Annotated in this window: 12 protein-coding genes; 4 read left to right on the plus strand and 8 right to left on the minus strand. The window is 58.5% G+C overall.

All coding sequences use genetic code 11. The features are described 5' to 3' along the window. Positions 1-24 precede the first annotated feature (24 nt). Positions 25-738: a 4'-phosphopantetheinyl transferase family protein gene (locus P349_RS12630; protein WP_032651395.1), complete on the plus strand. Its 714-nt coding sequence runs from the start codon at positions 25-27 to the stop codon at positions 736-738. Here P349_RS12630 and P349_RS12625 read toward each other — a convergent pair. The 8 genes from P349_RS12625 to P349_RS12590 form a co-directional block, all read right to left on the minus strand. Next, the gene (locus tag P349_RS12625; protein ID WP_032651394.1) at positions 706-1653 is read right to left on the minus strand and encodes an alpha/beta fold hydrolase; all 948 of its coding nucleotides are present in this window, start codon (positions 1651-1653) and stop codon (positions 706-708) included. The two genes, P349_RS12630 and P349_RS12625, sit on opposite strands and share 33 nt — an antisense overlap. Beyond that, positions 1646-2815 carry an alkane 1-monooxygenase gene (locus tag P349_RS12620; RefSeq protein ID WP_032651392.1) on the minus strand — a complete coding sequence of 390 codons (1170 nt, stop codon included), beginning with the start codon at positions 2813-2815 and terminating at the stop codon, positions 1646-1648. The genes P349_RS12625 and P349_RS12620 overlap by 8 nt, the downstream gene beginning before the upstream one ends. Continuing rightward, the gene (locus P349_RS12615; RefSeq protein ID WP_032651391.1) at positions 2809-3864 is read right to left on the minus strand and encodes a 2Fe-2S iron-sulfur cluster binding domain-containing protein; all 1056 of its coding nucleotides are present in this window, start codon (positions 3862-3864) and stop codon (positions 2809-2811) included. The genes P349_RS12620 and P349_RS12615 overlap by 7 nt, the downstream gene beginning before the upstream one ends. 1 nt (position 3865) lies before the next feature. Further along, on the minus strand, positions 3866-4882 hold the full coding sequence (locus P349_RS12610) for an arylesterase (RefSeq protein WP_032651388.1): 1017 nt from the start codon (positions 4880-4882) through the stop codon (positions 3866-3868). Continuing rightward, positions 4879-12612 carry a type I polyketide synthase gene (locus tag P349_RS12605; RefSeq protein ID WP_050597498.1) on the minus strand — a complete coding sequence of 2578 codons (7734 nt, stop codon included), beginning with the start codon at positions 12610-12612 and terminating at the stop codon, positions 4879-4881. The genes P349_RS12610 and P349_RS12605 overlap by 4 nt, the downstream gene beginning before the upstream one ends. A 43-nt stretch (positions 12613-12655) precedes the next feature. After that, a complete protein-coding gene (locus tag P349_RS12600; protein ID WP_032651384.1) occupies positions 12656-13483 on the minus strand; it encodes a hypothetical protein in 828 nt (275 codons plus the stop codon). Between the two features lie 25 nt (positions 13484-13508). Next, the gene (locus P349_RS12595; protein ID WP_024907308.1) at positions 13509-13919 is read right to left on the minus strand and encodes a membrane protein; all 411 of its coding nucleotides are present in this window, start codon (positions 13917-13919) and stop codon (positions 13509-13511) included. Positions 13920-14010: 91 nt separating this feature from the next. After that, positions 14011-15909, minus strand: a complete 1899-nt coding sequence (locus P349_RS12590) for a beta-ketoacyl synthase (RefSeq protein WP_032651383.1) — start codon at positions 15907-15909, stop codon at positions 14011-14013. A gap of 176 nt (positions 15910-16085) precedes the next feature. Between P349_RS12590 and P349_RS12585 the strand changes: the two genes are divergently transcribed. The 3 genes from P349_RS12585 (at position 16086) to P349_RS12575 (ending at position 19044) form a co-directional block, all read left to right on the plus strand. Continuing rightward, on the plus strand, positions 16086-17129 hold the full coding sequence (locus P349_RS12585) for a GlxA family transcriptional regulator (protein ID WP_238550764.1): 1044 nt from the start codon (positions 16086-16088) through the stop codon (positions 17127-17129). Between the two features lie 49 nt (positions 17130-17178). Beyond that, positions 17179-18003, plus strand: a complete 825-nt coding sequence (locus P349_RS12580) for an AraC family transcriptional regulator (protein WP_024907311.1) — start codon at positions 17179-17181, stop codon at positions 18001-18003. A 75-nt stretch (positions 18004-18078) separates the two neighbouring features. Continuing rightward, on the plus strand, positions 18079-19044 hold the full coding sequence (locus P349_RS12575) for a DMT family transporter (RefSeq protein WP_032651381.1): 966 nt from the start codon (positions 18079-18081) through the stop codon (positions 19042-19044). The last annotated feature ends 64 nt before the right edge of the window (positions 19045-19108 follow it).

Below are 19108 nucleotides of genomic sequence, written 5' to 3' on the forward strand. Positions count from 1 at the left end.
CCCGACAGATACCGAAACCCTGCTATGTTTACTGCGATAAACACGGATTCCGCGCCCCCTTTTATTCACTCCGTTGAGATGGGCAACGTCGCCCCTTTCCCCGCACTGCGCTACTGCCTGGTCTCATTCACCGTGCACGAGTACCATGACGGGCTCTTTGATAAATGGGGTATCCCCTTTCCCGTTCCGCTCAACAGCGCCGTGGTAAAACGCCGGGCGGAGTATCTTGCGGCGCGTTACGCCGCGCAGCGGGTGTTGAGATCCTTCGGCTGTGACACTACGCCGGGCAGCGCACCGGATCGTTCTCCGGTGTGGCCTTCCGGCTGGCGGGGAAGCCTGTCACATTCTCATGAATGGGCGCTGGCGGTCATCGCGCCTGAGGCGTCTGGCCTGACGCCGGGCGTCGACATTGAGTTTTTTGCCCCCGGGATGATGCAGCGGACAGCGCACCTGTTTACCACACCGCAGGAGCGGGAATGTCTTGCCGCCAGCCCGTTCGACGAGGCCAGCGCGCTACTCATCACCTTTTCCGCGAAAGAGAGTCTCTATAAAGCTCTCTATCCTGAGGTTGGCCGCGCCCTCGATTTTGACGCGGCCCGCGTGTGTCTCATCGCGCCTGAACAGCAGAGGATCACCCTGGAGCTGACCCAGACGCTGTCACCTCAACGCGTAAAGGGCAGCCGGATCCAGGGCTATTATCAGCTCTCAGGCGACAGGGTTATCACGATCATTGCCTGACGCCAGCAAGGGAGCCAGATACGCCATCACCATGTCGATGCCCTCCCCCGGACGGCGCAGCGGGTTATGCCCCTGACCGTGGGTCTCTGCCAGCCTCGCGCCAGGCCAGGCGTTGACCAGGCATTCCGCTTCGACCCGCAATACGATGTCATCGCTGCTGTCGTGAATAACAAGGGCGGGCTGATCGACCTGCTGCAGCCCCTCATAGGCGTTAAAGCGCTGCCAGACCGCCTCGCCAATACCAAAGTACCCTTCAATATACCGTCGTAGCCTTTGCTGCTGACGACCCGGGAGATTCAGGATCGCGGCATATTTGGTGACCAGCCCGCTAAAGTGCGTCGGCGCCCCCACGATAACCAGCGCGCGGGTCCGCAATCCCGCCTTTACCGCATTAATAACGGATAACCCGCCAAACGAGTGCGCCACAATCGCGTCAAAACCCCCTTCCTGCTGCGCCAGCTGTTCAATGATTTCAATGAACTCGACGATGCTGCTCTGACGTCCAGCCGCGTTGCCATGTGCGGGGGCATCAAACCCGATGACCTGAAACCCCTTTTCGACCAGCGTCTTGATCAGCCTGCCAAAGTGGGAAGCCCTCGACTCCCAGCCGTGGGCTAACAGCACGGTAGGTCCCTCGCTGCCCCAGCGGTACACCACCGCATGTTTACCATTACTCAAAGGGAGAGACTCAATGCGGCTCGCCAGCGCCGTCATCTCTTTATCGCCTGCACGCGTCGGCACCCGGCGCGGCGTAAAAAACCGATTGCCCAGCCAGTCGGCGGTCGCCCCCGGCACAACCCGATCCATCAGGCGGATACCGGCCTTCACGCATGACACCATCGGCGAGCGCAGGTAGGCGGGGCCACGATACTGCTGGTAGGCTTGCTCAATCAGTCGATCAAATTGCTCACTCATGGGACTCTCCGGAAACACAGGGAACAGTGGACTTAACCGCGGATGATTCAGACTGACGGATCAGGGCACGCTCTGCGTCACTGGCAACGTGTTCGTCCCAGTACGCGAGTTTTGCCTCCATTCGCTTAAACCACAGCGGCGGGATCAGCGCGTAAAAAATATGGGCGACATACCCTTTTTCGATTCCCACCGCGTAGCTGTGCGCCTGCAAATTCCAGTATTCACGACGCGGATGGGTGTGATGATCGGAGTGGCGCGTCAGGTTCAACAGACCGGCCGACGAGGCCCGGTTATTGCAATCCCAGCTGTGTCGCGGCTCCACGCGCGTGCCGGGCAGACGAACCAGACCGTAGTGCTGGATATAATTCACCGTTTCAAACAGGAACTTAGAGACCAGCATGGTCACCAGGCACGCCAGCGCGCCCCGGACGCCCGCCGCTGTAAAGCAGACTGCCACGATCAGCAGGCTCATCAGAACCCCGCTCACCACCCGGTTCACCAGCATGGCGCCGCCTCGGTTCTGAAGCGACAGCCGCTGCGCTTCCACCTGCCAGGATTCAACATACTGCGACAGAGAAGAACGGATAAAGAAGCGATACACACTCTCCCCACGACGCGCCGTCGCGCCGTCCGCCGGGGTCGCCACGTTAGGATGATGCGAATAGACATGTGAAATCGAAAACTGCGCATCGCCGACCAGCGCCAGAAGCCAGCGCCCGACCATCATCGCCGCCAGGCTGTGGGTTTTGTGGATAAGCTCATGGGCCACCACGGTGTTGGTGCTCATGGTATAGCCGGTGGAGGCCGCCGCAAGCAGCAGCTCAGGCTGGGTAAGGTGATGCAGCGCCATGATGTTGTGACCGGTCAGGGCGGAAAGCCATGCGCCAAACCCGAGCAGATCGCCCGGCGCGGCCTGCCAGATAAGGGCGAACAACGCCAGCAGCGCGGCCGGGAGCTGTAAATACGGGATGATTTCCAGCAGCGCCGGCAGCCGGTAGTGGCGATCGGCGGTGTCGTGCGTGGTTGCGTTATCGAATAGGAGATAGCTCAGCGTCACGCAGAGGATAGAGACGACGATCCACACGCCGCCGAGCACGGTTGTGAGCGCGGTCAGCGGAAAAAAAACGCAGGGGACAAGGGCAAATCTCAGGTAACTCAACATACGGGCTCCTTATTGTTATGACTGTTTTTTGCACCGACCGGCGGGGAGAAGCAGTCCATTTCAAGCAGGTGGCTCATCACCCCTCCGGCAAGCAGCCTTTGCCGGCACGCCTGCGCCAGCGCGGGATTGCCGCAAATCACGACGCGCCATTCGGCTACCGCCGTCCGGCGGGGATAGAGGGCGCGCCAGTCGTCCAGCCAGCAGGTAATGCGTCCTGCCAGCTCCAGCGCCTGAACCTCACGCTCCCGGGATAACGCGTGCAGATAGTGAAAACCGGGATAGTGCTGACGCAGACGCTGCAGTTCCTGCAGGTCGAATGTGTCCTGCCGCCTGCGAACCGCGTGGATCAGCATGACCTCGCGGTGGGGATGACGCGCCAGCGCGGCGCGGACCAGACCCAGCGTCGTTCCCAGTCCCGATCCACTGGCGATAGCCAGCAGAGGACCGTTACCGTCATCCCGCTGGCCGAACTGCCCCCGGCAGTCTGAGAGCCACACCTTCCGTCCAGTCGCCTGTTCATCACACAGCAGTGGGGATAACCGCCCCTCTTCACGGCGCGTGATATCCAGAACAATCTCTCGCCCCTTGCTCGGCCAGCTCACGGAAAAGCTCCGGATATCCTTATCCTTTTCGAGACCGACCTGAACGTATTGTCCTGGCTGAAAGGACAACGTCTGCTCCGCCAGCAGCGTCACGCGCCATACCGTGGATGAGAGCGCAACAACCTGCTTAACTCGCGCAGGCGTCCAGGACGCGGATGCCGCGGCCAGCGTTAAATCCGATTCTGGCAGGCACTGGCATGCCAGCACGTGACCGGCGGCAATCTCCTCCTGGCTGAGCAAATAGCTCAGGTCGACAAGCGAACGCACCTTGCCGCTCGTTACCCGGCAAAGACAGGATTTACACGAGCCGACCTGGCAGTTATACGGCAGGGAAACGCCGGCGTTGATCGCGCTTTCGAGGAGCGTATGGCCGGACGGCAAGGGGAATTCATGTCCCTCAAGCGTCCCCTGAAAATGACCACGTCGGGAAAACCATCTCTTCAGCATCTTATTGCTCCCCGCACAGCAGCAGCCCGTCGTCAAAGACGCTGCCCATCATCACTTTTCCGCCCATGGGCGCGGCAACGCTGACTGCCGCCAGCGACGCACCGTGGCTTTGATAGAAAATAGTGGCCTGACTGATTTCACCCTGTGCACCGGTTGTCAGCCGCCACACCATGGACGGTGAACGCGCCTGGGCATCTTTCTGATAGGCGGCCAGCTTCAGAAGCTGCGGGTGCGCCGCCACCAGCATTCCCTGCCCGTCCGGCAGGATATTGTCGACGCCATGCAGACCGCTGAAGCGCCCCAGCAGGACGGGCGCAGCCTCATTCGGCTGCCACGCCCAGCTGCTCACCGCGCCGCGGGTGGTTTCCGCCACGTACAGACGCCCCAATTGTCGGTTGTAGTAAATGCCGTTCGCAAAATGCAGGTCATCGATCAGGGTATGCAGCCCCGCCTCGTCTGCCAGCAGGACGCTGGAGAGCGGCAGTCGCAGATAGTCCTCCACGCGTCCCGCGAAGCCCGTCCACCGGTGGTCCCGCGTCAGCAGCCAGCGGGTTTTATCAATGACGCTGATATCATTGATGTTGTTTCCGACCGCGCGCGACAGGGCGGGTTGATACTCAATACGCATCTGCGTGCGATTAAAGCGAAACACGTCAATGCTGTCCTCCTGGGGACGGTGGTTCACCACGTAGATCCACGTCTCGCCCTCCTGCTGCCAGACATCGATACCGTGCGGGAAAAAGGCATCCGGATAGTCACCGGCTAATCGCTGCGGCCTGTCGCTACCGTTGAGGTAATAGAGCGCCCCGGGCGCGCTGCCGTGTCGGTTGAGGCTGCTGGCTATTGCCCCGCCATCCGATAAGGGCGCGATATCTTCCGCGCCCTCAATGCCGGTGATTTTTTGGCACTGTTCACCGCCGCGCTCCTGCACCTGATAAAACAGTCCGGCATCGATCAGCAGATTAACCACGAACGCCAGCACGGCGCCCGCGAGGACGATAATCGTCAGCTTTTTCATGATGCGGCCAGTACCTCTGACGACGAGAATAATGCTTCGGCAGCCTCTTCTCCCTGCTCGGCCAGCACGGCGATCGCCTTGAGGAAGTGCTCCAGCAACGCACGGGCGCTCGCCTCGGTGAAATAGCGCATCTGGTAATCCAGCTCGACGGACAGCCCCTCTTTCGTCTCGAGAATGTTAACCATCAGCGGGAATTCGACGGCGCCGATCGGGAGGAGCGACAGGCTGGCCTCCCACTGCCGCAGCTCTGCCAGCGGAGCATGCGGCTCGACGTTAAAGGTCGCCAGCAGCGGAATCGGCGCATCCTGACCGTGGAAGCAGCGTGACGGCAGGGCGCGCTCGTCGCGCTGCGCGAGGATGCCGTCATGGATTGCCCTGGCGACATCAGATAACGACGCACAGGCGGCGCTGTCGATACACAGCGGCAATAGCCTGACGCACTGGCCGACAAGCGCATCGCCCTGCCCGAAATCCCTCCCGGCATCCGGCACACCGACCGGCACCGGGGAATGACCGACCGCCTTCTCAAGCGTCAGGGTAAAGAGCGCATTCAGCATCGCGAAGCGGGTCACCCGCAGCTCGGCGGAGGCTTTGCGCAGCTGCGCGGTCAGGCCCGGATACGACAAGCGCTGTACCAACCGCTGCCCCTGATACGTCCGGGAAGGTGCCATTACGGTAAGGACGTCTGGCGTTGCCCGGCGGGCAGGAAGCGCCGCAAGACGCGCAGGTAGCGCTGCCTCGCTGACGATGTTCTGCGCACGGATTGCCTGCAGATAGCTTGCCGCAGCCGCCAGGTCAGGACGTTTACCCGACGCCAGGGCATCGTAAAGATGCAGTAGCTCGCGCAGCATCACCATGAACGACCAGCCGTCCGCCACCGAATGATGTGCCGCGATGGCGAGCGTGGTTTTCCCCTCATGGCGGACCAGCAGCAGTCGGGCCAGCGGCGCGGCGGTCAGGTCAAAGGGACGCGCGGCAAACTCAGCGAGGCAGGCGGCAGGCGCTGCGTATTCCTCGCTGATATCGACGGTGGGCGCCAGGGCCACCTGAAGTTCGCCTGCGTCAGTGAACTGCATACGCAGCGCGTCATGGCGCTCGCACAGCAGTTGCCAGGCGGCAAGCATGATCTCGCTGTCTACGTTGCGCGGCGTTTCAATGACGCCGCCGATCGTCCCGGCCAACCGCCCGCTTTCATCCCGCGCGGCCAGCTGCAGAAAACGCTGCTGGCTGTCTGCAACGGCATAGCGCGTGTCGGGGCGCAATCCGGCCTGCCCAAAGAAGCCGTCCACGCGCATAGCGTTAACGCTCTCTTTTACCGCCGCAATAAAGCGGTCGATATCCTCGTCCGTGTGCGCGACCGAGACAAAGCAGTTACGCCCTTCCCAGATGAAAATGCCGCGCAGCATCAGGTGGTGGAAGAGGATGTCGTAGTTGCCGTTGAATTTGAAACGGAACAGGCTGCCGGCAGAGACGATCTCAATCGGCGTACCGGTTGCAGAGAACCAGTTATTTAGCGACATCGTCAGACGCGCGGTTTTTTGGTTGATGTCGTCATACAGCGCCGGATGGGCTTTGATGTACTCCAGCACGGCTTTGCTTGCCGCCATGGTCAGCGGATGCTTGGAGAAGGTACCGGCAAAGAAGATCAGTTCAGCCTGCGGCCAGGAGTCATCGCCATACTGCCAGAATCCGCCGTCGATACTGTCCATAAAGCGGGCAGAGCCTGCAATCACGCCGATCGGCATACCGCCGCCGACAATCTTTCCGTAGGAGGCGATATCCGCCTGAACGCCGTAATAGGCCTGCGCGCCCCCGGCCGCCAGACGGAAACCGGTGATCACCTCGTCAAACATCAGCGCAATGTTGTGGGTTGTCGTCAGCTCGCGGAGGGTATGCAGGTATTCGCGCGGCTGATGATCGGGATAACGGCTCTGCACCGGTTCGACGATCACTACCGCCAGCTCGGCGGCATAGCGGGCGATAAGCGCCAGGCTCTCTTCGCTGCCGTAATCGAGCACCAGCAGGTCGTCCACCAGCGATGGCGGCGTGCCTGCGGCAATCGGCGTGGCGCGCTCGGGGGTTTCTCCGCCCTGCTGCCGCCCCAGAATGCCGTCAAACACGCCGTGATATGAGCCGCTAAACAGCGCGACTTTATTTTTCCCCGTCACGGCGCGCGCCAGGCGCACGGCGCTCATTACCGCTTCAGAGCCGGAGTTACAAAATGCCACCCGCTGTTGGCCGGTCAGCTCGCTGATAAGCGTTGCCACCTCGCCCGCCAGCGCGCTTTGCGGCCCGATCTGCATGCCCCGCGCCAGCTGGTCGGCAACGGCCTGCTGCACGCAGTCCGGTGCATGCCCCAGCAGGTTGGCGCCAAACCCCATCGTAAAATCAATATACTCGTTGCCATCAACGTCCCAGATGCGCGAGCCCTGAGAGCGTTCCCCCACTAAGGGGTAAAGCATCTCCTTGGTGGATAAACGAAAGCCCGCAGAGGCCCGGTTATCCGCCAGCACGGCGCGGTACTGCTGGGCATTGCGTTTCGACCCGCCCGTTTTATCGACAAACCGCTGGGTGAGCTGCGCCAGATGCTGGTCGCGCTCGGTGCCCAGGGAGACCTTTTTCGTCTCTTTTTTAAACCAGCTGCTGTGCGCGCTGGCCTTCACCGGTGCAGCCGGGGTCGCGATAGGCGCTGGCGCGATGACATCCGACATCGTTGGCGCGACGGGCATCGGGAGAGTCTGCGCCGCGCCGTTGAGCAGCGTGAGCTGCTGGGACATAAGCTCCAGCTGGCGGGCAATCAGATCCTGAACCGCGCCAGGCACCGGCTTGCTGGTTTCCGGCATGGCTACGACAGGCTGCGCCGCCTGCTCGGCGGTTTCGGTCGCGCTCGGCGGAACAGCCGCCGCTGGCTGCGCGTGCTCCACCACATAACCGATCACCGCGTCCAGCGTATTGAGCTCTTCAAACAGCGCCCGCACCGGGATGGCCACGCCGTAGCGGTCCTTAATGGTATTGATGGCATCCAGCAGCACCAGCGAGTCCGCCCCCATTTCCAGGAAGGGCAGTTCGTCGTCAAGCGTGGCGGGATCCGCCTCAAGAAAACCGGCAATAATCGCTTTTATTTCAGCGGCTAAATGGTGTTGATTTGACATAGCGTCCTCTTTTGCAGATGGGGTCTGCGCTGGCGTCTCATCCGCCAGCCAGTAACGTTTGCGGCAGAACTGGATGGCAGGCAGGTTTAACGCCTCCCGCGTGGTCGCGTGGTACAGCCCGCTCCAGTTGATGTCGTGCCCGTGCTGCCACAGCGTTCCCAGCAGCGTCAGCAGTGATTTGTACTCATGTCGTCGATCGCCTGCGGCCAGCACCCGGTGACGGCGGTCGGTGGCGGTCACAAATTTGCCCAGCGAACTGTCCGCGCTCAGATCGATAAAGGTGAACTCACCCTGCGCAAGCACGTTTTGCACGCCCTGAAGGAAACGCACGGGCTGGCGAATTTGCCGGGTCCAGTAGTCGGCGTCGGTTTGGTCGCACACCTCGCCGTTCAGGTTGCTGTAAAACGGGATCGTCCCGCGGGTGAAGGTGACGTTGTTGACCAGCCACTCACGCCAGGCACCGAGGATCGGATCCATCATCGAGGAGTGAAATGCGCTGGCGGTTTTAATTTTTCTGGCGTGGCCACCCTGAGCAGAAATGGTCTGGAGACAGGCGTCAATCGCCGTCTGGCTACCTGCGATGGTGGTCAGCGTCGGGGTGTTGAATGCGGCAATATCAATGTCACCCGCCCAGGGTGAAATCAGCTGGCACACCTCGGCTTCACCGCTGAAGACAACCGCCATCGCCCCTTCCTGCGTCAGGGCTGACATCAACAGCGCGCGCTGATGAACCATAGCCAGCCCGTCGTCGAGCGAGAGATAGCCTGCGATGACCGCCGCGCAGTACTCTCCCAGGCTGTGCCCCATCACGGCTGCCGGACGGGGTCCAAACTGCATCATGCTCTGAGCAAGCGCGTAGCTACAGGCAAATAAGGAGAGCTGACAGGTTCTGGCGCAGCGCTGCCAGCTATCGTCACGGGCAAACAGCGCCTGTGTGATATCAATCTGATAACGCTGCCGGATGGTCGTCGCCAGCGCGTCAAACTGGGTGCGATAGTGCAGCAGATGGTGATACAGCTCGGCCCCCATGCCGATTTGCTGGGTGCCCTGCCCCGGGAAGAGCCAGACCTGAGGCTGGGCTTTACCTGCTTTGCAGGCCGTGAGCTGCGCAAGGCTGTCCGCCAGTTGGGCGCGGTCCGCGCCATACGCCACGCCGCGATAGCGGGCCGCGTCGTAGCGGGTGTTCACCAGCCGACACCAGGTGGCGATATCGCTATCCTGACATGTCGATAACCCTTTTTTGACCGCCTCCCGCTGAAGGGTAAACGCCCCTTCATCATGTGAACCGATCAGAAGCAGGCCGTGGGGCGCAGCAGGCTCCTGCCGTTTTTCCACCGCTGGCGCGCTGCGCAAAATCACGTGACCGTTGGTACCGCCGAAGCCAAAGCTGCTTACGCCCGCGTAGCGTGCATCACCATCGGCATGCCATGAGGCAGGCTGCGCACCGCTTACCTCAACATGACGGCTAATCGCCGCAATATGCGGGTTTTTATGCTGGAAGTTGAGGTGCGGCACGTATTGTCGGTAGTGCAACATCAGAGACGTTTTCACCACGCCCAGCACGCCCGCCGCCGCCTCCAGGTGGCCAATGTTGGTTTTAATCGACCCCACCTGAACAGGTGCGTTTTTTTTCCGGTCCGCAAATACCGCTTCCAGCGCCTGATATTCAATCAGATCGCCCAGCGCCGTTCCCGTCCCGTGCGCTTCGATATAGTCAATGCTGTCGCTGTCCACTCCGGCATCCGCCATTGCCTGCCGGATGACCGCCTGCTGCGATGGGCCATTTGGCGCGGTAATGCCGTTGCTGCGGCCGTCCTGGTTCACGGCGCTCGCCACCAGCGTGGCATAGACCCGATCGCCATCCGCCAGCGCCTGCGAAAGCGGCTTGAGCACCACGACGCCACACCCTTCGCCACGAACGTAGCCATCGGCGCGGGCGTCAAAGGTTTTACACCGGCCGTCGGGGGCCAGCATCTGGGCATCGGTGAAGACTTTTTGCAAATGCGGCGTCAGCGCCAGATTAACGCCTCCGGCAATGGCCAGAGAACTCCGTCCGGCCCGCAGGCTTTGCATTGCCCCCTCTATCGCCACCAGCGAGGAAGAGCATGCCGTGTCGACAGCGACGCTTGGCCCTTTTAAATCATAAAGATAAGAAATTCGGTTGGCCGCGATGCTGTGCGCGTTGCCTAAGCCGCTGTAGGCCGAGACGTTATCGCCGCAGGCCAGGGCATAGTCGCTGGCGCTGATCCCGACATAAACCGCCGTATCGCTCCCGCGCAGGGAGGATGCCTTAAGGCCGGCATCGGTGAACGCCTGTTGAACGGTTTCTAACAGCAGACGATGCTGCGGATCGATATAGACGGCTTCGCGGGGAGAGATGCCGAAGTAGCCTGCGTCGAAGGCGTCAACCTCGTCAAAGAAACTGCCTTTACGGTTAAAGCCGTCAAGGGACGAGGTACGCCAGCGCTGCGCCGGGATCTCGCCGGTCGTGCTGTGGCCCTGCTGCAGCAGCGACCACAGCGCCTCCACGCCGCTATGCCCCGGCAGCTCCACGCCGATACCAATCACCGCAATGGCGCTTTCCGCGACGGCGGCGCTAACCGGCCGGACCGCAGCCGGTTCTCCCAGCGCGACCGCCAGCTGATTGATGGTGGGATAGTCGTAAATCAGCGCGGGAGAGAGCTCGCGGCCCAGCCGCTGTTCAAGTTCGCCAATGACGCCCACCGCCTGCAAAGAGCTCAAGCCAAAGCCGGTAAACGCGTCATCCCACCGGGATTCGCCGATCGTCGTGTTCAGCGTATTGCCAATTATCCCGGCAATCAGCGCCGCCAGCGCGGGAGAGGTTTCCCCCGCGTGTTCAACCGGTTTCGACGCGTCCTGGCGGCTGCGCCAGGACACGTCCAGGGTCCCCTGCTGATACATCATCTTCGCGCGGGTGCGCTGTAATTTCCCGCTGGTGGTGCGGGGGATTGCCCTTCGTTCGACAAGGAGCAGTTCATCCAGCGTAATGCCGTGGCGCTCCGCCACCGCCGCGGTCACGGACGGCGCCAGCGTCGCCATATCGAGATCATTTTTATGGCGCGTCATCAGCTCAAGCAGCGCTACCGGGCGCTCGTCTTCACTGGCAAACACGCAGACCGTCGCTTCCACCAGCGCGGGAGCGGACTGGCGGATCGTCTCTTCAATATCCGTCGGGTAGTGGTTCTGGCCGTTGATAATCAGCAGCTCTTTGAGCCGTCCGGTGACGTACAAATGGCCGGACTGGAGAAAACCCATATCGCCGCTGCGCAGCCACGGGTGCGGATCGCCTGCCAGAGACGCCCGGAAGGTTTCGCGCGTGGCGGCATCATTGGCCCAGTATCCGGCGGCAACGCTCGGACCACGCAGCCATATTTCTCCGCTCTCACCGTCAGCAAGCGGCTGATGGTGGTCAGGATCGACAATACGCACCTCGGTATCAGTCAGAGCCTGCCCGCAGCTCACCGCACCGGCCTCGTACGACACGCGGAGCCCCTGCCCTTTGTCCATTCCGGTGACGATGAGCGTGGTTTCCGCCATGCCGTAGCAGGGCAGGAACGCGCCGGGCCGGAACCCTGCAGGCGCAAAGTGTTCGCTAAACTGCGCTAGCGTGGCGGGCCGAATCGGCTCTGCGCCGCAAAAGGCCACATCCCAGCGCGAAAGATCCAGTGCCTCAACCTGCTCTCGGCCAATCTTACGCACGCACAGCTCGTAGGCGAAATTAGGGCCGCCGGAGGTCGTGGCCTGATAGTCGGAAATCTGTTTGAGCCAGTTAAGGGGGTTTTTCATTAACATCATGGGCGACATCACCCGACAGGGGAAGGCGCCGAACACGGGCTGCAGTAGCCCGCCAATAAGCCCCATATCATGAAAATGCGGCAGCCAGATCATGCCCCGGCTTTCGCTGTGGTGGCCGAAAAAGCGGTGAATAGCATGTGAGTTAGCCCACAGGTTGCCATGGGTCACCATCACGCCTTTCGGGGAGCCCGTCGAACCCGAGGTGTACTGTAAAAAAGCCAGATCGTTGTCTGCCACCGGAACGGGGTGAAATGCCCCGGAGAAGGTGCGTTCAAGATGATGCAGACGATAACCCGCAGGAAGCGCGGACGTGTCGGGTTTGTCGAAGGTAAAAATAAGCGGGGATAACGGAAGTGATAGCTGGCCTAGCGTTTCTGCCCCCCTGGCTGTCGTAACAATACAGTCCGTTTGCGCATTATGTAATACGCCGGCAAAACGCTCCCACGCGCTTCCTGACGATTTTGCGGGCATCGGGACGGGAACCGCCACCCTGCCGGCGTAAAGACAGCCAAAAAAAGCGCCAATAAAATCTTCACCATCCGGATAAAGCAATATGACCCTGTCGCCCCGCTGCCCGTACTGCATTAAAGCCTCTGCAAGCGACGCGGCGCGCTGGTGTAGCTGGTCATAGCTTTGGCTGTGAATTTCACTGGCGCTGCGGACGAATTCAAATGCCGTCTGAGTAGTCTGTTGAACAGCAAGTTCGGGCAAAAGCTGGTTGAAGGAATGATATCCCCTGTTAAACAACTGATGAGACGGCATCATAATTCGCTCTATATTTTCAAATGTAATGAGGGTGAAAAGATTATTTTCCGGCGCGGCCAGCCAGCAGATCGTTACAGAAGTCGTTCCAGACCTTCAGCCACAGATCGACGCGCTGTTCCATCTCGGCGTAGCGGTCTTCCGTCAGCGCCTGGCAGAACAGGATCCATGCATCTTCGGAGTGACCATCTTCAATGGACTCTCCCGTTTCGCTTTCTACATGGATGCTGTGATAGCCCTTCGTGACGTCAATATCCGTTGCTTTATCAACACCTTTTGCCCACGGCGTGGCGAAGTCATGGAAGACGGTCTCGGCCACGGCCAGCAAACCCACCAGCTGGGTATAGTCGCCATAGGCATTCTCGAAGGTTGCGCGGCAGGCCAGAGAGCTGGACATCGGCAGCCAGGATTTCACCTCGTGTTCCGTCATCCCCAGCTGCTGGATGGTCGTAAAGAACTGCACGTAGTGCGCCAGCGCGGGCTGGCCGTTGTAATTGCCCTCGGCGTCTTCGCCAGGGTGGAAGCCCAGTTCATCCAATAGGTTGATTTGCAGCAGAAAACGGGCCGCCATTTTCGCCTGCGCGCCCAGCGGCGCTTCCAGCTGTTTCGCCGCGCTTAACGCTTCAATAACGGCATCGGTAAAGACTTGCGCAAACGCGTGATAAAATTCCAGATGGAATACGCGCATCTGTTGAATATCAACTTCGCCGCTGTTCATTTTTGCCAAAATAGGGCTGCGCATCAGCGGATGGGATTCAATCCGGTCAATAAGCCTGTTGGCAAAGGCGCGGTTTTCGGTATAAACGTGCTTATCTACGGTCGCGACAATAGCGTCCCGACCCAGCTGGCGGGTATTCAGTAACGTTTTCATTTTTATTTCTCAGGTAGGTGATAGTTTACAGGGCGGAAACCCTGCCAATTGCCATTACAACTAACGCATACATTCCACAGCTAAACGGTATAACTTGCACATATTTAAATGGCAGATAAAAACACGATGCAATCAGCAGAACCGGAATCCCCACCGAAAGTATCATCATGCAAATAACGGCATAATATTTATAGGTATAAGACACGGCGAGGTCATCAATACACATGCCATAGAGCATGGATATTAACGGCAGCATAATAAAGGCAATATGTGCCAGCCTTAACATTCTGCGATTTAAATCGGTATAGTTTTCATGTCCTTTGGGTGCGCGAAAGGGTCCCTTAAAAGCATACATCCCCATTAACCCGCCCATCATTATGCCGACGACAATACCGCTCCAGCCAAAGGCAATCAGTATTGCACTGAGATTAGCCACTTTTTTTCTCCTGTTTAGTGGTGCACAAAGGTAAGGCGCCTGAGAAAATACAAGCACCTTTATTTATTAAAAATAAAATCAGATATAACGATTAAAAATCCGGGTATTCTTTATCCGTCGCGTATGTAATCGGTTTTTCAAATCCAGGAATGGTGATGCCATTCATATCAATCTTAATATCTTCCTCATTTATCCCCTGCTGGCCAAACAGATAAATGACATTGAGTTCACCCTGCGAAGCCGCCTCATCATACGCGTTAGCCTGACGTCGCACCTGGCGGTTACGCTGCTGATACTCCGCAAACACCGCTTCCCCATAGCGTTTGCGCAACCATTGATGGGTAAGCTTTGGCGAGTAAACCACCCCCGTGGCATTATTACCGCCAAAGCCTTTTGAATTTATAAAGGCAATCTGCCCCTGGCCTTCCTCTAATTTGCAGTCCTGAACAGGTATGGTTAAGCGTGCGTTGTTCACCTGTGGCGCAATGTGCGACACGCTTTTAATTCCTGGCAAAATACCATAGCGGAAGACGCCGAGGCAGCTGATGAGCTGGTCGCCGCTGGCGGGCCCCAGGGAGTGACCAAGATACGATTTCACTGCCGTCACCGGCCAGTCGCGAATCGAAAAGGCTTGCGCAACGCGGTCAAAAATATCCGCCTCGGAGACGCAATTCTTCGGCGTGCTTGAACCGTGCGCCTGAATAAACGATCCCTTCTGCACCGTCTCTATCCCCGCCATCGATACCGCTGAGGCTACCGCTTTCGCCATGGTGATGTAGTTCCCCGGCCCCGGTGACGCGATAGAACGCTTAAAGCCGTCAGCGTTGATGAAGACATTCCCCACCGAACCGTGGATCTCTGCCCCAAGCTGCAGCGCCAGCTCGTCGTCCATTAACACGACGTACTGGCTGGATTCTGCGATCACAAAACCGCAGCTGTTGCCAAACGGGCGGCTGCTGTTGCGCCAGTCGGCCGTATCCGTTTCATCAATATGCTTAAGCTTGCTCTCCGTTGCCAGGGCGCCCATGGCATCGAATCCTTCAATCACCTCTGAGGTGACCGGCGCTTCGGCGCTGCCCACAACGGCAACGCGAATGCGCCCCGCTTTAATATCTTCAACTGCCGCATTCAGGTTATACAGAAACGTGGCGCATGCCCCCAGCGTGGCGCTGGTATGACCGACGCTACCCAGCACATACGCATTGAGGAAATCGGCGCACATGCTGTTCAGGCCCAGCGGACACTGTTTGGCGCTGACGCGATGCCCTTTCAGGCGCGACTGCAGCATACCGCCAAAGCCATAATCGTCGAGCTGTCCCATGATATTGCCCGAATAGACCCCGAGCTGATCCGGCGTGATGTTGGCCTGTATCTCTCGCCACGGGATCCCCAGGGCGTTGATGGCGTCTGACGCTCCGACAATCGCCATTTGTAGCGCCCGCGGATGGAACTGCGAACTGTAATGGTCACCCGGGCGGAATCCCTGCGGCAGCAAACCTGCAGCCTGAACCTCCGTGCGCAACAATGCCTCAATTTTACAGTCCATCTCTCCCTTAACGGTAATACGCACACGCTGATCCGCTAATTCTTCAACGTGCCATCCCGCCGGTAAGGGTTGAGGTAATTGTCTGGAAGATATATTAAAACTGAATCCCTCTTCGCCTGAAACCATATTCAATTTTGCATGGCTGACGATAGCATCGACATCAAAATAGTCGCGCGTAATTTTTCGGATAAGGGTTCCCTCAAGCGCCTCGTCTTTTATCTTCGCGGCAGCCTGAGAAGGTGTAAATCTTTTACCGGAAATGTCGCAATATCCGCCCTCATCATATTTAAGCACGCCCATCAGAATGGCTAACGATAATAACGTCGCTTGCCTTTCATCTTCCGATAATGACTCAATAATCATTCGACGAAATGCATGATGTGAAGAACTACGACCAGCTGGACCATAGCCGCCAAAAGCCGTTATTACGGGTAATTTCGCCATAATTCATCCTGTAGTGGTCGTGGATTTATTTTGTTAAGTAAGTGCGATAATTTCAGATATTAGTTTACAAATTACCAACAAAAGCTAATATGAAAATCCAGCCAAAATGCTGACTTTTTTGGCCAGGACAACGATGAGCTACCAAAAATAATAGTCAAAACAGGTATTAATCAAAAATGACAATTACACAAATAGGATTTGTGTTATGTGAACGCATGCTAAGTTCCGGTCTCAGTCTTCCGATTGAAATGTGGAAAGCCGCAGCCAGTAGCTATTTAGCCGAGCAAAAAACAACATCCCACGCAGACACGCACAAACCGGAGACGTCTTCATTCAGGCTCTGTCGTCCGGAGAATATACTGAAAGTTCATACTATTGGCATAAATAACGAGCCCATCCTGACGCACAGTGGCTTCAGCATTACCGCCGATACCACCCTTGCCGCAGACAGGCACTATGACGTTATCTATCTTCCCGCCCTGTGGCGCAATCCTCGCGCGGTGGTCAGACAACAGCCTGAACTCCTGGCATGGCTTAGCGAACAGGCGGCGCGAGGGACCCGCATCGCGGCCGTCGGAACGGGCTGCTGTTTCCTGGCGGAGTCGGGATTGCTCAACGGGAAACCTGCCACCACCCACTGGCACTACTTCAAACAGTTCTCGCGCGACTACCCCAACGTAAAATTACAAACCAAACATTTTCTCACGCAGGCCGATAATATTTACTGTGCCGCCAGCGTCAAAGCCCTCTCAGATCTGACCATCCATTTCATCGAAACGATATACGGGAAACGTGTAGCCACACATACCCAGCGGACCTTTTTCCATGAAATTCGAAGTCAGTTCGATCGCCAGTGTTACAGTGAAGAAAACAAACCGCATCCGGATGAAGATATTGTTCAAATTCAAATCTGGATAAAAGCCAACTGCGCCTCAGATATATCCATGCAAAATCTTGCCGATATGGCTGGCATGAGTTTGCGCAACTTCAACCGTCGCTTTAAAAATGCCACCGACATGTCCCCCCTGCAGTATTTATTAACCGCCAGAATTGAATCCGCCATGACGATGCTGCAATCCACCAATCTGAGCATTCAGGAGATCGCCAATGCGGTTGGATATCAGGATATTGCGCACTTTAACCGCCAGTTTAAGCATAAAACCACGGTGTCACCGGGGGATTATCGTAAGACGGTCCGGGCAAAGATGTTTAGTGCATAAACGCCGGTCATCTCTGATAATAAAATAGATGACCGCGAGGAGGCTCACCGTGCAAGGCGTACCGGAACAGTTTAATGATGAAAGAGATAGCGCGCGCTTTCGCCATCTGGCGCAGCTGCCGGGCCTGGAGCTTTATCATGCCCATATTTCTGACTACGCCTTTGAGCCTCACACCCATGAAGCCTTCGGGATCGGCACGATTGAAACCGGTGCCGAACGCTTTCGCTATCGCGGTACCCAGCATCTCGCGGCGGAAAAATCCGTCGTTACCATGAACCCGGACGAGATCCATACCGGCGAATCCGCCACCGAGGGCGGCTGGCGCTACCGGATGGTCTATATCGAACCCGACCTGCTGGAAGAGGTTACCGGCCTCCGACACTGGTGGTTTAGCGACGTAACGCGTCATGACCCGCTGCGCTCGCAGCAAATCGGCAGGCTCATTTACGGCTTGTGGCACACGGACGATCCGCTTGCGCAAAAAGGATTACTGCTGGATCTGATTGAGACCTTCCAGCCGTTTGCTCATCACGCGCCGCGGGTTCAGGAAGGCGCGCACCGCTTTGAACGGGTACGCGAGTATCTGCACGACAACTATATGCGCGCTCTGACGCTGGACGAGCTCGCCAGCGTCGTTTCACTCAGCCCATATCATTTCCAGCGCCAGTTCAAAGCCCATTTTCACGTGACGCCACATCAGATGCTGATGGCCATTCGCCTCTGGCGCGCCAAAGCGTTCCTCACGCACGGCATGCCCGCGGCAGAGGTCGCCGCCGCAACCGGGCTGACCGATCAGTCGCATCTGACCCGCGCGTTTACCCACCGCTACGGCATTACCCCCGTGCGCTACCAGAAGCAGGTCACCCGGCGCTAATGCGCAACCTCATACAATACGCGCGCATTTGCCCCGCCTACACTGAGAACAGCGTAAATACCTGTGGATGGAAAAATGATTAGTGGAGTGTTGTATGCCCTGCTGGCCGGGATGATGTGGGGGCTGATTTTTGTCGGCCCGCTGATCGTACCCGAGTATCCGGCAATACTGCAGTCGACCGGCCGTTATCTGGCGCTGGGGCTGATTGCCCTGCCCCTGGCGTGGCTGGGACGGGCGCGCTTGCGTCAGCTCAGCCGTCAGGACTGGGGGACCGCGCTGGCGCTGACCATGATGGGCAATCTCATCTATTACGTTTGCCTCGCGAGTGCCATTCAGCGTACCGGTGCGCCGGTATCGACCATGATTATCGGCACGCTGCCGGTCGTCATCCCCGTCTTTGCTAACCTGCTCTACAGCCACCGCGATGGCAAACTGGCGTGGTCAAAAATGGTACCGGCGCTGATCTGCACCGCCCTGGGGCTGATATGCGTCAATATTGCCGAGCTGCGTCATGGGCAGGCGGATGTTGACCTGTGGCGTTACGGTTCTGGCATTCTGCTGGCGTTCATTTCCGTGGCGTGCTGGGCATGGTATGCCCTGCGCAATGCGCGCTGGCTGCGGGAGAACCCGGACAAGCATCCGATGATGTGGGCAACGGCGCAGGCGCTGGTCACGCTGCCCGTATCCGTCGTGGGGTATCTCGGCGCATGCCTCTGGCTGGGCCATCAGCAGCCGGACTTCACCCAGCCCTTCGGGCCAAGACCGTGGGTGTTTATCGGCCTGATGGTGGCGATTGCGGTGCTGTGTTCATGGGTGGGCGCGCTGTGCTGGAACATTGCCAGCCAGAAGCTGCCGACGGTGATCTTAGGGCCGCTGATTGTCTTCGAAACCCTGGCCGGACTGCTTTATACCTTCCTGATGCGCCAGAGCGTGCCGCCGTTATTCACGGCCTGCGGGATCGTGCTGTTGGTCGTGGGGGTGGTGATGGCGGTGAGAGCGAAGCCGGAAAAACCGCGGGTTATTCCGGCGTCGGAGATGTGATTTTGCCGGGTGGCGACTACGCCTTACCCGGCCTACATGGAACGGTTTTGTAGGCCGGGTCAGC

The organism is Enterobacter sp. DC4, from assembly GCF_000568095.1.
Lineage (GTDB): Bacteria > Pseudomonadota > Gammaproteobacteria > Enterobacterales > Enterobacteriaceae > Enterobacter > Enterobacter pseudoroggenkampii.